The 15,844-nt window shown below is 41.5% G+C and carries 10 protein-coding genes and 1 pseudogene; 3 read left to right on the forward strand and 8 right to left on the reverse strand.

Going from position 1 to position 15,844, the window contains the following annotated elements; genetic code table 11:
- The 3 genes from BSCG_RS24500 to BSCG_RS24490 are packed head-to-tail and all read right to left on the reverse strand — an operon-like array spanning position 1 to position 6,019.
- Positions 1-1,131: a glycosyl hydrolase family 28-related protein gene (locus BSCG_RS24500; protein ID WP_032849301.1), complete on the reverse strand. Its 1,131-nt coding sequence runs from the start codon at positions 1,129-1,131 to the stop codon at positions 1-3.
- Positions 1,132-1,153: 22 nt separating this feature from the next.
- Positions 1,154-2,911: a RagB/SusD family nutrient uptake outer membrane protein gene (locus tag BSCG_RS24495; RefSeq protein WP_008774812.1), complete on the reverse strand. Its 1,758-nt coding sequence runs from the start codon at positions 2,909-2,911 to the stop codon at positions 1,154-1,156.
- Positions 2,912-2,935: 24 nt separating this feature from the next.
- Positions 2,936-6,019 carry a SusC/RagA family TonB-linked outer membrane protein gene (locus tag BSCG_RS24490; protein ID WP_008774813.1) on the reverse strand — a complete coding sequence of 1,028 codons (3,084 nt, stop codon included), beginning with the start codon at positions 6,017-6,019 and terminating at the stop codon, positions 2,936-2,938.
- A gap of 306 nt (positions 6,020-6,325) precedes the next feature.
- On the opposite strand from BSCG_RS24490, the gene BSCG_RS24485 reads away from it, so the two are divergent.
- Entirely contained in the window at positions 6,326-7,198 is an 873-nt protein-coding gene (locus BSCG_RS24485) for an aldose 1-epimerase family protein (RefSeq protein ID WP_008774814.1), read from the forward strand.
- Positions 7,199-7,387: 189 nt separating this feature from the next.
- Here the strand turns inward: BSCG_RS24485 and BSCG_RS24480 are convergent, their stop codons facing one another.
- The gene (locus BSCG_RS24480) at positions 7,388-9,268 is read right to left on the reverse strand and encodes a DUF4980 domain-containing protein (protein ID WP_008774815.1); all 1,881 of its coding nucleotides are present in this window, start codon (positions 9,266-9,268) and stop codon (positions 7,388-7,390) included.
- A gap of 222 nt (positions 9,269-9,490) precedes the next feature.
- Between BSCG_RS24480 and BSCG_RS24475 the strand changes: the two are divergent.
- Positions 9,491-10,513 (forward strand): annotated as a pseudogene (locus BSCG_RS24475) (helix-turn-helix transcriptional regulator).
- Here BSCG_RS24475 and BSCG_RS24470 read toward each other — a convergent pair.
- A complete protein-coding gene (locus BSCG_RS24470; RefSeq protein WP_008774817.1) occupies positions 10,505-11,350 on the reverse strand; it encodes a patatin family protein in 846 nt (281 codons plus the stop codon). The pseudogene BSCG_RS24475 and the gene BSCG_RS24470 overlap by 9 nt on opposite strands.
- Positions 11,331-13,553 carry a cation:proton antiporter gene (locus BSCG_RS24465; protein WP_004311747.1) on the reverse strand — a complete coding sequence of 741 codons (2,223 nt, stop codon included), beginning with the start codon at positions 13,551-13,553 and terminating at the stop codon, positions 11,331-11,333. Before BSCG_RS24465 ends, BSCG_RS24470 begins: the two co-directional genes overlap by 20 nt.
- 184 nt (positions 13,554-13,737) lie before the next feature.
- Here BSCG_RS24465 and BSCG_RS24460 point away from each other — a divergent pair, with 184 nt between their 5' ends.
- Positions 13,738-14,265 (forward strand): hypothetical protein, encoded by a 528-nt coding sequence (locus BSCG_RS24460; protein ID WP_004307123.1) that lies wholly within the window; start codon positions 13,738-13,740, stop codon positions 14,263-14,265.
- Positions 14,266-14,370: 105 nt separating this feature from the next.
- Here the strand turns inward: BSCG_RS24460 and BSCG_RS24455 are convergent, their stop codons facing one another.
- Positions 14,371-14,700 carry a DUF4907 domain-containing protein gene (locus tag BSCG_RS24455; RefSeq protein ID WP_004321609.1) on the reverse strand — a complete coding sequence of 110 codons (330 nt, stop codon included), beginning with the start codon at positions 14,698-14,700 and terminating at the stop codon, positions 14,371-14,373.
- Positions 14,681-15,739: a Kelch repeat-containing protein gene (locus BSCG_RS24450; RefSeq protein ID WP_004301004.1), complete on the reverse strand. Its 1,059-nt coding sequence runs from the start codon at positions 15,737-15,739 to the stop codon at positions 14,681-14,683. The genes BSCG_RS24455 and BSCG_RS24450 overlap by 20 nt, the downstream gene beginning before the upstream one ends.
- Between the last annotated feature and the right edge of the window lie 105 nt (positions 15,740-15,844).

Below are 15,844 nucleotides of genomic sequence, written 5' to 3' on the forward strand. Positions count from 1 at the left end.
TTATTCTATTATGCTCACCTTATCAGATGATACACAATTAGAGACTTCAGTTTCTGCGTTCACCAAGAATACCCGATAGCTCTCCAAATTATCTATAAAGCAGTTCTTGAACACGTTGCCTGTTCCTTGAGTGGCATTTACAGCTACAGCATCAGCATAAGCCCATTCACATGATAAACTGTTGGACACAAACGTATTGTTGTTACCTTTTACATTGATTATACCAAAATCATCGCCATGGTCGAGCATTTGATTCTGAACTGCTCCTGTAAGCCAAAAGATGTTCTTATTTACCCGATTGTTATCGCCACTCAACACAAGAATACCATTATAGTAGCTTTTGAAATTATTACCTTCAATAACACTATTATTGCAATCATCAAGCACTAAATTTTCACGTCCATCAGGGTAGACCTGATTATTAAGGAATGACAGTTTGTTCACTCCCTGCGCTTTACAGGTTATGCCAGTGGGCTGTGCACCTAATTGGCAATTCTTTATAATCATATTCTCACCACCAATCAGTTCGATACTATTAGGAAGTTCACATACCCAACAGTTGACTATCTGCATATTCTTTGCCTGTTCTATCTTGATGCCGGTATGCAGATTTATGCCAATAATATTAGAAAGTATTCCATTATCGCTCGTGCCTGTAAAATGTATGCCGATGTTCTTGGCTTCCGTCCCCCCCGACACCATCAGATTCATAATCTTTAACCCCTTCACGTCTGTTTCTACTTTTATAGCTGCTTCGGCATTGCGGGCCACTAGTTTGCTTCCACCACCAGGTCCCAGCAGATCGTTGATTCCATTCACGTCAATATTGCTGCGCATACCGGGATTTAATCCCTTAATCGTCACATTGTGCTTATTAATCACAATGGGAGCATCAAGTACAAAATCACCTTCGGGAATAACCACCACTCCCCCTTCGGAAGGTAAGGAGGCAATTGCACTATTAATGGCTTTCGAACAATCTGTCTTTCCATCACCAATAGCTCCGAATGTGGTAACATCACCTTCGATTTCAGTATGAGTGCCATAACATAACAGGTTATCATCACCGTCGCAAGCTGTGAACAAGCACAGACAGAAAGTGCTAATTAAATATCTCTTTAGTTTCATCATATCTATATTTAAGGAATTCATATTAGTTAAACTTACCATATCCAGGGTTCTGCACATAATTACCTTCAGAGAAATTATATTGCGCATTGGGGATAGGCAAATATTCATCTCTGCCACGGACGAAGCGAGCACCACGATAATAAACGCGTTTGTTTTGCTCCACACCAATGTAACTGTTCATAGTTTCCGCAGCAACACCCCAACGTACCAGATCGAAGAAACGATCTCCTTCCATAGCAAACTCCATGCGACGTTCCCAACGTAGTGCTTTGCGGGCTAATTCTTGATTCCAGCCTTCAGAAGGGTATTCACCGATCAGATAATTAGCCGCATTCTGTTCTGAATCCTCAAAGTCTTTTACATAAGGGCTATTCTTGGCACGCAGACGAATACGGTTAATGATTTTGCGGGCTTCTTCCAGTCCGGCAGCTTCACCTATTTCTATCAGCGCTTCAGCCTTCCACAACAACACGTCGGCATAACGGATAATCTGCCAATTGAGATGGGAAGCCCCCCAAGGCCAACCTTGGAACATCTCGTCACTCTCCGGAGAAATATAGAAGCGTTTGGTACAGTTGAAACCATATTCGCCACTGTTACGCACCCAATTTGCTTTACAAGGCTCGGAAGTATATGTTTTCCAAGTAATACCCGGACGACCGGTTACGAAATCCAAACGAGGATCTACAGTTGCGTCAACATTAGTGAGTTCACTTCCTTCGTATATTCCATAGTCATCGGTGTTGAAGGTATCAAACAAAGGCAATCCATATGTATCTGTCTTATAGGCATTGATTAAGTTTTGGCTGGGCAAGAAAAATCCGTCACCACCATAAGGGCCTTTAGGGGCGTTGAGCAAATTACTCCAGTTTATGTTTCCGGCACCATCGGTTTCATCATTCATCGAATATTGCACGGCAAATACTGACTCTACCCCATTTTCATATTCCAATTGATCGAGTTTCTGAAAATCATTCAAAAGATCGTACGTCTTTCCTTGTGCGCCCACCTTGTCACAAAGAGTCACCACTTCAGCCAGCAACTGCTTGTCAATAGCAACTACTTGGTTATTGTCATCTTGTTGATAGGCCTGATAGAGTATGGCTTTAGCGGCATAGGCATAGGCTATATTCTTTGTGATACGACCTACTTGAGGTTGAGTATCAGGCAAATCGTCGGCAGCATCGAGAAATTCCTGTGCTATTTTACCCAAAAGTTCTTCACGGGTATATTGGTTGTTGGGGATGTACTTATAATCATCATTTTCCACATTTTCATCAAAATAAGGCACTTGCTTGAAAAGACGAACCAGTTCGAAGAAGAAGTGTGCACGAATCACCTTCATTTCGGCTTTGCGACTTTTAAGTATCGACAAAGAGTTCTCGTCAAGCGTGTTCATTACTCTCAATGCGCTGTTACAGCGTTGTAAACAGCAATAGAGTTGAAACCATTTTTCATCGGCATTACTCCATGTAGCATCTATTTTAAAGGTTTCAAGCAGCGTGCAAAAGTCACCGTCATTTACACCGCCACCGCCTTTGTAAGCATTGTCCGAACGTACTTCGCCATACGTCCAATTCGTCATTGGTACCCAATGCATCTCACGATTGGGACCTTTCAATCCGGCGTAAGCTGAAGTAACCAAGAGTTCTACACCGTCGGCCGATGCCAAAAAATCGTCATTGAGTGTACCTTGCGGTTTAATATCAAGAAAACGGCTCTCATTGCAACTTGCCAATAGTGCCATAACACCTGCTGCAAAGATATATTTCAATTTCATAATGTTCTGTATTTAGGATAAAAATTAAAAACCAAGTGATAGACCGAATGTATAAGTGCGGGGCTGAGGATATGGATAGCCCAGTCCTTCAGGGTCGGCACCCGTATAATTAGTCAGTGTGAAAACATTCTGTGCTTGCAGATACACACGCAAATTGGAAAGACGTGCTTTCTTAATCCACTTATCCGGGAAAGTGTAACCCAACGTTAAAGTCTTCAGCTTCACGTAAGAACCATCTTCGATAAAGAAAGTAGAACTGCGTGTTTCTACATTATTATCCACCACAGTCAGTGCAGGAATATCACAATTATAAACTCCGGTTTGCTCATAATCATTCCAAGCATGCATTGCATCCATCAGACGTACAGAATGATTACCTGTCCAGCCTTGGAATAGGTCGGTATAAAACTTAGAGTTATTCCATGCATCGCGAATCATACCATTGAAGAATGCAGAAAAATCAAATCCTTTGTAAGATGCACCGATATTTAAACCACCGATAAATTTAGGTTGATCGCTACCTTGCCAATCCATATCGGCAGTATTGATGACGTTGTCACCGTTAAGGTCTTTGTAGCGAATACGTCCCACACCAGGAGCTCCAATCTGTACATCATATTTGCTTAGATATTCATATACCTCTTGCTTTGTTTTGAATACACCATCGGCTTTATATGACATCCATGAACCATAAGGTTGTCCCACAATGGTTTTGTCCACACCGTTGCCACCTCCCCAAGTATATTTGATAACATCCGGAAGTTCGGTAATTTCATTCTTATAATAAGAGATGTTGAACGAAATATCATACTTGAAATCCTTTATTTCATCTCGCCAAGTAAAGGTTGCTTCCACACCGCTATTATCCATACTGGCAGCATTATACCATTTATATCCACCTTCGCCAATCACACCTATATAAGGTTTTTGAATTAACATACCAGTGGTCTTCTTTTGAAAATAGTCCAGAGTCAAGCCCAAACGGTTATCGAAGAAAGCGGCATCAATACCAAAGTTCAGTTGCTTGGTCTCTTCCCACTTCAAGTCGTTGTTACCCGAACGATCTTTCTGTACACCGGGCACGACTGTTGCACCATCACCATTGAAGTTGTATGAACCATTGGACATGTTAGTGTAATAAAGGTTGTAAGTAGCATTGTTGTCAATCTGGTCATTACCATTAATTCCCCATGATGCACGTAATTTAAGGTCTGAAAGCCAGTTTTGCGTACGTTCCATAAATTTTTCGCGTGACATTCTCCAACCAGCTGATACAGAAGGGAAGACGGCTGAATTATTCCCTTTACCAAAACGTGAAGAAGCATCACGACGCACCGTTCCTGATATGAGGTACTTATCATCGAACGCATAGTTTACCTTACCAAAGTAAGAAACCATAGCATAAGTAGAAGCATTGTTACCCACGCTTTTTCCTTCGGTCACGGTGTCCAGATAGCGATAGTCAAGGTCTTCTATCACCAATCCGCGACCATACCCCTGCAAATGCTCACCATTTTCTTTCTTAGCTTCGGTTCCTATCACAGCACTGATATTATTCTTCCCGAAATCTATGCTATAATTAGCCGTGTTCGACCATACCCATTGTACACTATTATCCTGTCGTACGGTCAGTTCATTTACATCTACCTTCCGATCGGCTTCGCTCCATTTTGGGACAAAGGTTGAGTTGAAACCGGTAGTATAATTCAAGCCAAATTGGCTCTTCAATACCAAATTTTTAATAGGCTCTACTTCCAAATAAACATTACCAAAGATACGCCAGCTTTTATGACGATTATTGGCTTCGTTGTCCGTCAAACGAATGGGATTCGGTTTATCTCCCAATATATCCACATAACCACCGGCGTACCCTCCGTTTTCATCATACACAGGAATGGCCGGATGCTGCGCAATAACCAATTCTTCTATACCGGCAGGATTAAGATGTTCCAACCAATGGTTCACCGAGATGCTTTCTCCCACACGTACTTTACCATCCACAAAGCGGAAATTAGAAGCTAAACGCGAATTAAAGCGTTCGTAGTCTGTATTACGGCAAAGACCATCTTGATTCATATAGTTTAAGGTAAGAGCCACATTACCATCCTTAAATCCTTTAGAGAGGGAAAGATTATAATTCTGCATCAAAGCTGTACCAAATATCTCCTTTGCCCAATCAGTATTGCCCGACTTTATCCTCACTCCATTCTGGTCGAAATAATATTCTTGCAGTTGGGCTTTCTCTCCATTTCCATAGACAACACTGTTTGGATAGGTTCCAAAAGTATTTTTATAGGCTTGCCAATAAACATCACCCCATTGGTAAGCGTCAAGCATATCAATACCACCGGCAAAAGTCTGGGCAGTGAGCGACATATCAAAACTTACCTTTACATCACCTTCCTTAGCACGTTTTGTGGTAATGATAATGACCCCGTTGGCAGCCTGAGCACCATAAATCGCAGCAGATGCTGCATCTTTCAACACCTGAATGGATTCGACATCATTGGAAGAGATGATAGAAGCTACATTGTCATGTGTCTGAACACCATCTATCACATAAAGAGGGGAAGAATTGTTAATGGTAGTAATACCACGTAATTTAGTATCCGTGTTTCCACCGCCGGGTTTACCATCAGTTGTCACGTTCATACCGGCTACACGCCCCTGCAAACCTGACATCACATTACCGGTAGGTATATCCGCTACCTCTTTCATCTTCACTACGGCTACCGAACCTGTCAGACTGGCTTTCTTTTCAGCCATATAACCTGTCACAACCACCTCATCAATCATCTTAGCATCTTCTTCCATCACTATCTTCAAGGAAGGTTTAGCGGCAATAATCACTTCCTTATATCCTATATAAGAAATAGCCAATGATGCATTTGCCGGTACACTAAGAGTAAAGTTTCCATCTAAATCGGTAATAGTTCCAGTTGATTTAGAATCATTTTGCACTACGGAAGCACCAATAATCGGTTGCCCATCAGTCTTTGAAGTAACGTTTCCCTTCACCGTTATGTTTTGTCCCCAAAGGACTGACATGAAAGTAAACAGGAAACAAACGCTGCAAAGAAGTTTTTTGTTCTTCATAATACTAAGCATTAGTTTGATGTTATTAAATTAAAAGTACGAATTTTATCTTTATCGATGATGCAAATTACGGTTGATTTATATCAATCGACTGAAAGAAATGTTTCAAAGGCTGTAACATTTGTTGCATAGAACGCTATTTTATAGGGTTTTATACATTATTTTTCTCATCACAAGAATTATGAAGAAGATATTCTCTAGTCAGTGCGGAAAATATTACCTTTGCGTAGTAATAGAAGCTTTTAAAAAGTAGTTATTATTAAAACGATTAATAAAAAAAGTCAGTTACCGATTGTAACCAACTGAAAATTGAACGATATGAAAACAATCTCCAACGAACAACTTACCATTCAAGTATCTCCTCATGGAGCTGAACTTTGCAGTATCTTTGCCAATGGAAAAGAATATCTGTGGCAAGCGGATCCTGCTTTTTGGAAACGTCACTCTCCTGTCCTATTCCCTATTGTCGGAAGTGTATGGGAAAATGAATATCGCAATGAAGAGATTCCTTATACGCTTACCCAACATGGATTTGCCCGCGACATGGAATTTACGCTTGTTTCTGAAAAAAAAGATGAAATACATTACCGCCTTATCAGTAATGGAGAGACTTTGCAGAAATATCCGTTTCCATTCTGTCTGGAAATAGGTTATCGCATTCAAGGAAAGCAAATTGAGGTGATATGGAAAGTAAAGAATACCGGCGACAAAGAAATGTATTTTCAGATTGGGGCACATCCTGCTTTCTACTGGCCGGAGTTTGATGAGAACAGTTTAGAAAGAGGGTTCTTCGGATTCGACAGGAAAGATGGCTTGAAGTATATTCTTATTTCTGAAAAGGGATGCGCTGATCCTTCTGTTGAGTATTCCTTAGAGTTGGCAGACGGATTGTTACCATTGGATACTCATACTTTTGATAAAGATGCTTTGATCTTGGAAAACGGCCAGGTTCGCAAAGTCACCTTATTTAATAAGGAGAAACGGGCTTATTTAAGTTTACACTTCAATGCTCCGGTAGTCGGCCTTTGGTCGCCACCTGCAAAGAATGCTCCTTTTGTTTGCATCGAGCCTTGGTATGGACGTTGCGACCGCGCACATTATACAGGGGAATATAAAGATAAAGACTGGATACAGCACCTGCAACCGGATGAGATATTCCAAGGGGGATATACAATTGAAATCGAAGAATAATCGACAATAGCCAACAAGACCCGGCAAATAAAAAGTAGCTGCCGGATTTCACATCTGACAGCTACCAACACCTAATTCTAATCTACAAAACCTAACTTATAAATCTAACCTATGAACCTTTAAGCAACTAATACCCATTGCTCTTACTGAATCTATGAAAATATCTATTGTGTAAACCTCTACCTTATATTATAAACCTAATCGATACGCATTGAATGAATCAACATTGAACGTTCCTCCTTTACTATAAAAACACATACGGTTGTATGGTTCCGATGGAAAAACCAGATTCGTCATTGCTATTTTTCCTCCATTCAGGAATATTTCTACAGAACACTTATCAATAAAGATATCCAAAGCGTATTTATTTTCTTTTTTTATCGGCGCCCAGGTAGCTAATGCGAAATCATCGATATAATTGATCGAAGTCGTCTTTCTACGGTCATGAGCTTCTATTTCATGAGGGACGCTATTCTTTCCGAAATCTACGATACCACTTTTCGTCCGGTCCATTACCAGTCTTTTTTCAGGAAGATTGAAATAGATATCTACCTTTTCACCTTTATCATTAAAAAGACTGAAGCCCATAATCTCCGCTTTGCCGGTAGTAATCTCCAATGCTAATTCATAAGCTCCGTTATTATCAGTCAGTAAAGAATCAATATGATAATCATTGGATACGGTGAAAGAAGGAATCTCCTTGTTTTCTTTCCGCAAAGTTTTCGTCTCTGCCACCGGAGCCGCCGAAAGATAAAGCTCACCGTCTTGTGTATAAAGTCCCAACTCACGCGGTAAAGCATTGGCACTACGGAATTGCTTTGTCGGAACAATATTGCAATATTGCCAGTTACTCATCCAAGGTATGGCAACCGTCCGATCACTTGTGTTCGAAAAACAGACCGTAGCATAATGATCCTTTCCCCAATCCAGCCATTTCGTGACATTTGGCTGATTGTCACAAATAAATTTCGTTCCGTCAAAGTTTCCTGTAAAGTACTGGGTTGCACTCCCTCCGAAATAGCATCCCGGATTCACGTTTACTATCAACGCCCATTTCTTACGATTTATGTCTCCATCTATCGGAAGTTCCACCATATCCGGACATTCAAACTGACAAGGTTGCACTCCGTACCCTTCTCCGAAACTGCTCATATAATTCCAGTCTTTCAGATTCTTAGAGTCATAAAAACGCATTTCCTTATCGGCAGAAACAATCATAACCCACTTATCTTCCGGTTCATACCGGAAAACTTTCGGATCGCGGAAATCTTTCAAACCGTCAGAAGGACAAAGGATGGGATTCTTCTCGTATTTAGTAAATGTCCGTCCGTTATCTTTGCTAAAAGCAAGACATTGGATCTGCCCGTTTTTGTCACTAGCAGAAGTATAAAAAGCCAGAATACTCCCCGCTCCATAGCCAGCCACATTCTCCTTATCAACAACAGAACTGCCGGAAAAGATATGTCCCAATGTATCACGGGCAATAGCCGGAGGCAAGTGTTCCCAATGCACAAGATCTCTGCTGACGGAATGTCCCCAATGCATATTTCCCCATTTGGAACCGTAAGGGTTGTATTGAAAGTACAAATGATATTCTCCATCTTTATAGACCAACCCGTTGGCATCATTCATCCAACCATACAGAGGAGTATGGTGATAAACTGGACGAAACTTATCTGTATTGGCTGTATCAAATGTATCAGATAGTTTGATTTCTTTCCAGCAAAGTGCATCCTTTGATTTATTACGCACACGTACGGTAGCAGTCTTTGCTCCGGCAGGTAAGGCAAGCGGAACAAAATAGTCCACTTTTGTCTGTGCCAGACGAATATCCATATCGGTATCTGTAGCCTCTCCTGTATCCAGAAGAACCTGACTTTCCATTGCTTCCTCTTCTATAGGAAGCAATATATAATTAGCCGGATAGGTGATGTGAATGACAGTCAGGCTATCACCTTTCTGTTCCAAAGTCAACTTGCTTTTAGTTGTATGGCAATAAGTCAGTCCGTAAGAAACTGCTAATGCAAGTGCCGCACCTTTACATAGTTTTATCCAAGGGGTTGTTTTCATGGCAACAAAGTATTCCTGATTTACACAAGCTTTTAATCAAAATAGATGAAGGCAAAGATAGGGGGTATATTCACCTTCGTCTATAAACTTTGTTTCAAAGGGTATCAATTTTGATACATCACTTCATATTCTTTCGTTCATTGCATGAATAAAGACGGATTGCCTTTTTGTTTTCCTGAATTTATTTTTCTACTTTTGAAGCAAATCTTTATTCTTCTACTTATGCCAGCAAATAGAAATGCTCTAATCCGTTATAAAACGATTGACAACTGTCTGCGTAATCCGTATCGACGCTGGACATTGGAAGACTTGGTAGACGCCTGTTCAGATGCTCTTTATGAATATGAAGGCATTGATAAAGGGATAAGCAAACGGACGGCACAAATGGACATACAGATGATGCGTAGCGAGAAGTTAGGCTATAATGCTCCGATTGTGGTGTACGAGAATAAATACTATAAATATGAAGATCCGGAATACAGTATCACACAAACCCCACTGAACGAACAAGACCTGAAAATGATGTCGGAAGCAGTGGAAGTGCTGCGACAATTTAAAGGTTTCTCCTATTTCACGGAAATGAGCGAGATTATCAATCGCCTGGAAGACCATGTTGCTTCTGCCCGGATGAAAACCACTCCTGTCATTGACTTTGAAAAGAATGAATCGTTGAAAGGACTGGATTATCTGGACACCATCTATCATGCGATTGTCAACGAGCACCCGATACAACTCAAATATCGTTCGTTCAAAGCACGTTCGGCAAACAGCTTTATTTTCTATCCTTATCTATTAAAAGAATATCGCAACCGATGATTCGTTTATGGGGTCAGAGGAAACGGACGAATATTGCAGAATTTAGCTTTGGACAGAATACAATCATTGGAAGTTCTGCCACAAGAACACTATATCAAAAATACATTCTTCGATCCGAATACGTTCTTCGACGACCTGGTAGGTGTCACCAAAAACTCCGGAAGCGTAGCAGAGAAAGTTGGCTTCAAAGTAGCGGCAGCCGAAGCACCTTACATCATAACCAAGCCTATACATCGCAGTCAACAACTGGTGGAAAGGCTACCTGACGGAAGCGTCATACTGGAAATTGAAGTCGTAATCAACCACGAGTTAGAACGGGTATTCTTCGGATATGTCGACGGAATAGAAATTCTTTATCCTAAAACATTGGTAGAATTAATGAGTCGGAAATTGGAAAAGGCTGCCAAGCAATATACTAAGTCAAAGTGAAAATAAAGCTTTCGCACATTCGTACCCTTCCTGATAAAACTCTGTCAGCTTTTGCACATCTTTTTCTATACGGTCTACAGCTACAGGTTTCAAAGGACGGATAACGACAATCTTCCCTTCATCTTCCATACGTTCCACCATTTCCAGCTGTTCATTATAAACAGCGCACCGGCAACTTAACGCTTCACGCAACTTCGGATATTTCCGGTATACAAACGAAGGGATACGAATGTCTTTCGAATCTTTCCGATATCCCCGGTTACGGGTAAGTACCACGACATTTCTCTTACAGCCATCCGCAATAGCTCTTTGCAGAGGGATGGAATCTACAATTCCTCCATCGAGCATAGGAACCTCGTCTACATAAGTGATAGGACACACAAAAGGGAGACTGCTGGATGCACGAACAATATCGATCACCCTGCTACTGTCTTTTTTCTCTTCGAAATAATTGGCTTCTCCCGTAATGCAATTAGTAGTCACCATCACGAAACGTTCCGGTGAAGCAAAATATGTTTCATAATCATAAGGAAGAATGTGTTCGGGAAATTCTTTGAACAATAGATCGAAATCCAAAATATTACGCTTTTTGAGCAAATGTTTCAGACCGATATAGTTGTACTTCTCCAACAGGTCAATATTGCTGTATTTGGCACGTCCCCGTTGCCGCGATGCATACGACAATCCGTTGCACGCACCGGCAGACACTCCTATCGTATAGGGAAACCGGATATCATGATCCATAAAGTAATCAAGTACACCGCAGGTAAATACTCCACGCATTCCCCCGCCTTCCAACACTAATCCCGTAGATTCGTCAATTTTCAAGTCCTTCATTTTTATCTCCCGCATTCTTATTCCGGCGGATCACCAGCAGAGATGACAATTCTCGTATCACAGCCTCATCCTCGGATAATTTCGTATAAGAAAGATGACTCATTATCAATAGTCCGTCTTTCTCTTTAGTCACTAAATCTTCAACTCCTTCAAACCATACTATAATCATTTGTCCCGGATAACGTGCCTGCAAATCATCAATACATCCGCGAAACTCCTCATCGTCCGTATCAAAGAGGAAAAGACGTATCGAATGCCCGTTCTGCAACATCTTCTCCAGATACGAAAAAAGAAATGCATCAATCATTCCACCAAGTACGAAACTAACCATTGCGCCTTCCCGATACTGACGATTGACAAATACAGCTACCGGACACTTCACCTGCTCCATAATATCATCAATCTTATCCCGGAAAAGCGTTAACCACAAAATAGCCCCCGGAGTCCCCGGCATATCCGTACGGTAATGGCTCCCGGCTCCCAAAAGCAGCATATCAGGATGTTCTTTACGGACAAAATGAATGATTTCCTGTACAAGTTTGTCCGTCACCCGATAATGGTTATCCACCTGAATATTCAATTTCACTGCCTGTTGATTGAGCAAAGCAAAACTCTCGCTGGCATAATGCTCGGCATTCAACGGATTCAAATCCGTGCCTACCGTATAGTGTGCCGCAATCAAATGATTTTTCCTCAACTGCTTCCCAAATAACAAACTATAAATGGAAAGCAATACACGCCCGGATTCCGGACGTCCGAAACAAAATATCAATTTATGCTTCAAAGATAACTTTTCTTCGCGACGTACGAAAATATGTTCCACCAAATGAAGCAAAGGAGTAGTCATAAAGGTCGTAACTAACGCCATAATGACCAAAATTACGAATATAGACGGGGGAAGAACTCCCATTTCATAACCGATATTCAAAGCGACAAGCTCCATCAATCCCCGTGTATTCATCAATGTCCCTATCGTCAAACTATCCTTCCACGATTCACCCACCAGACGGGCAGCGATGGCACACCCACCCAGTTTGCCGGCAACAGCAACCGTCACCAACAGCAGACATACCATCCACAACTCCGGACTGTTTATCAAACCGATTTCCGTACGTAACCCGGTGAAAGCAAAGAATAAAGGTAAAAAGAAGACTAAAGATATATCTTCCACTTTTTCCATCATCACCTTCCGGAAACCCAAATTGGACGGCATCACCACCCCTGCCATAAAAGCTCCGAACAGGGCATGAATACCGATAATCTCCGTCAGACAGGAGGAAATAATAAGAATGAGCAGAATAAATGCTACAAATGTTTTATTAATAACTTCCCGATTGGCATATACCTCTCCTACCTTCTTCAAAAACGGACGAACGACCAAAAACATGACTGCAATATACACAACTGCCAGTCCAACTGAATATAGTGCACTGGCAAAACTTCCCGCTTTGGAGATAGCGATAACTACTGCCAACAGACACCAGGCCGTCACATCGTCATTGGCCGCGGAAGCAATAGTCAGCGTGCCTAAAGGAGTCTTAGTCATATTCCGTTCCTGAATGATACGCGCCAATACCGGAAAGGCGGTGATACTCATAGAAATACCTATAAACAGAGCAAATGGAAGGAATGGAGTCTGGTCGGCGGCATATTCTTCATACACCCAGTAAGAAGACAAAATACCCAGAAAGAAAGGAACCAAAATTCCGGCATGACTAATCACCAGCGTTTCATTGATCTTATTTTTCAGCACACTGAAATCCAGCTCCATACCGATGACAAACATGAAAAGTATCAGTCCCACCTGACTCAATAATTCAAGATTGGTAAGCGAGTGAGCCGGAAAAAGAAAATGAAAAGCATCCGGAAAGAAAAAGCCGAGCACGGAAGGTCCCAACACGATACCGGCAACAATCTCACCAATCACTCCCGGTTGCCCGATCAGGCTAAATAAATAGCCAAAAAGACGCACCATCACCAATACAGCTATAATCTGAATCAATAAGGTAGAGAGCGGATGATGAATATTGTCCTGTATAAACTGAAGAAATAGGCTGAAAGGGTCTCCCTGTGCCACGTTATGCGCATTTATCGCATAGTGCGAAAACCGGTCACCCTCTTCAATAGCGACATAAATCAACCCTCCAAACAGGAGCAACATCAATACATAAATGACATAATTCTTCCGGGCCCTATTCCGCATAAACTCTATTTTTACGATTTGTGCATATTTATTATAAAAACAAACGAAAAAGGCAGATAGTTTGGCAAAAAGAATAAATTCTCAAACAAAATCTTGTTTTTTTGCTTTAATCTATGTAACTTTAGGCTAACTTAATTGTTTAAGGAGGAAAAAAATTAAAAAGTCCTGCCCGCAGGCAAGCACCATGAGAATACAGTTTGAGATTAAAGAAAATTTGCCGGAAATTATCGAAGAGATCTTACACTCTGATAAGTGGCAAACTTCCGTGAAGGAAGAACTTAGCGGTCGGACGACCGTTGTGATCCGTGACCAAGCGTATGGTTCAGAAGCTACCATTGAAATTTATGCTACATCTATTGAAATCAAAACTGCCTGGTCTAAGTACTCCTATCGTATATTTGTAGCCAACGATATCGTATGGTGCGAATATAACGGTGCCTATCGTGGTCTGTTGGAACAAGTGCTCCTACCTACTATCACTCCTAAAGAAAACCTGCTCAATTCTGACGTAACTGAAAGTTCGCTTTATGGAAATGAGCATAAGAAATTGAGGGAGTATGCAGAAGATAATTTGAAACTGAAACAATTCCGCCGGGAAAACTTCAATGAGCAGAAGAATGGAACCGCACCATTCGATCATCCCAAGCGGGTGTATGATGAGTTTATCAAAGAAGATTATGTAGTTGCACCCAAAGAAGAAGAGAAGAAATAATCTGTACTTAATGCTTTAGTTTGTGCCATCGTATTGGCACAACAGTGCCACCATGTTGACACTATCGTGCCAATGAGGTGGCATGACTGTGCCAACATGGTGGCATTAATACACTACTCCCAAGTTATCCAGGTCAGCCTTTGATATGGCAAATTCATTTCCGGCTTTAATTCGTTCCAGCACTAAATTTCCGATACATTGGGCATCTTGCACCGATTGAAAAGGCCTTTTCCCGGATACAACCGGGATAAAAGGCTGAACGATTATCAAACGCTCTCTCTCATAAATCTTATAACCGTATCCACTACCTTCAATCTGGGTTACTTCCAGCCGATATATGTTTATCGAATGCATATACCCATATATGATTCCCACTAAAAGCAGCAAGACAAAGCAACTAATACCTATTATTTTTTTATTTCTCTTCATATTCATAAGGCTTCAACTCCCAAGTATCATCGTAATAATAAGTAGAAGCTCCTCCCGTAGCTATAATTCCCCGTTTTCCAGTAGAAAAGCATACGGCTTTCGAGCGTGTACTTCCTTCGAAATCTGTCAAATCTTCCCCATCCCAGAGGTCTGTCAGAGGGTCGTAAATCCAATAATTGGAACGATAACTACCACCAGCAGTCTGCCCCGCAGCAATGTATCCTTTACCGTCGATCACGAAAGCACAAGCATAAGAACGGACGATAGAAGTGTAATCGTCGTCATAATCATCATCACTCTTATCGTAAAGTTCACGCAATTCTTTCCAAGTACCCGTTGCCGGATTAAAACACCAGAAATCCGTCACATCCGAACCGTTATTTTCACCGCCGCAGATATAAGCTATATCATCTATGACGAAGGCCATACCGCCCATTCTCTTCTGTCCGCCAAATCCACTCATGGCTGTCCATTCTCCTTTATCTCCCACCGACGGGTCGAACTTCCAGAAATCCTTTTGATAATTATCGTTGTAACCTGTACCCAGATACCCATACTGACCAATGCCGAAAGAAAGCGCATAATACCGTTTACCATAGATATTAGTCCCATCAGTTCCATCCGGAATAGAAGCCATCTCCTTCCAGGAATTCGTGGCAGGATCATACTGCCAGCAATCATTCAGATAATCCTTTTTTGTCGCATCGTAACCAGTAGCAATATATCCTTTGGTACCTACTGCAAAACCTGTAGCTGCATTCCGGGCTGGAGCTGCATCGGGCATTGATGTACACTGTGTCCACGAATTAGCCTCAATGTCATACGCCCAACAATCTTTCAAACGGTCTTTGGTACTCCCCCGGTATCCGGTGCAGAGGTACCCTACGTTACCAATCGTAAAACCAGCTGCGTCCGTACGCGCCACACCATCAAAATCAGAACGGCGATACCACACACCTGCCGTATATTCAGTATCATCCGTACATGCCGCCAATGAAAGCAGCACCACCATCATGCAAAGTAATTTATTCATTTTCGTATTCATAAATATGTCGTTGATTACAACCGCAAATGTAGGCGGCAACGGGCACGCATAAAAAAACTATCGACAAATACAGACATTCTATCTACCAACAAAATTCAGGTCGAC

It is taken from the genome of Bacteroides sp. 2_2_4, from assembly GCF_000157055.1.
Classification (GTDB): domain Bacteria; phylum Bacteroidota; class Bacteroidia; order Bacteroidales; family Bacteroidaceae; genus Bacteroides; species Bacteroides ovatus.

Bases quoted from the DNA above. Each gene is read 5' to 3' on its own strand.
- BSCG_RS24500 (WP_032849301.1), bottom strand. From the start codon at position 1,131: ATGATGAAACTAAAGAGATATTTAATTAGCACTTTCTGTCTGTGCTTG.
- BSCG_RS24495 (WP_008774812.1), bottom strand. From the start codon at position 2,911: ATGAAATTGAAATATATCTTTGCAGCAGGTGTTATGGCACTATTGGCA.
- BSCG_RS24490 (WP_008774813.1), bottom strand. From the start codon at position 6,019: ATGCTTAGTATTATGAAGAACAAAAAACTTCTTTGCAGCGTTTGTTTC.
- BSCG_RS24485 (WP_008774814.1), top strand. From the start codon at position 6,326: ATGAAAACAATCTCCAACGAACAACTTACCATTCAAGTATCTCCTCAT.
- BSCG_RS24480 (WP_008774815.1), bottom strand. From the start codon at position 9,268: ATGAAAACAACCCCTTGGATAAAACTATGTAAAGGTGCGGCACTTGCA.
- BSCG_RS24470 (WP_008774817.1), bottom strand. From the start codon at position 11,350: ATGAAGGACTTGAAAATTGACGAATCTACGGGATTAGTGTTGGAAGGC.
- BSCG_RS24465 (WP_004311747.1), bottom strand. From the start codon at position 13,553: ATGCGGAATAGGGCCCGGAAGAATTATGTCATTTATGTATTGATGTTG.
- BSCG_RS24460 (WP_004307123.1), top strand. From the start codon at position 13,738: ATGAGAATACAGTTTGAGATTAAAGAAAATTTGCCGGAAATTATCGAA.
- BSCG_RS24455 (WP_004321609.1), bottom strand. From the start codon at position 14,700: ATGAATATGAAGAGAAATAAAAAAATAATAGGTATTAGTTGCTTTGTC.
- BSCG_RS24450 (WP_004301004.1), bottom strand. From the start codon at position 15,739: ATGAATACGAAAATGAATAAATTACTTTGCATGATGGTGGTGCTGCTT.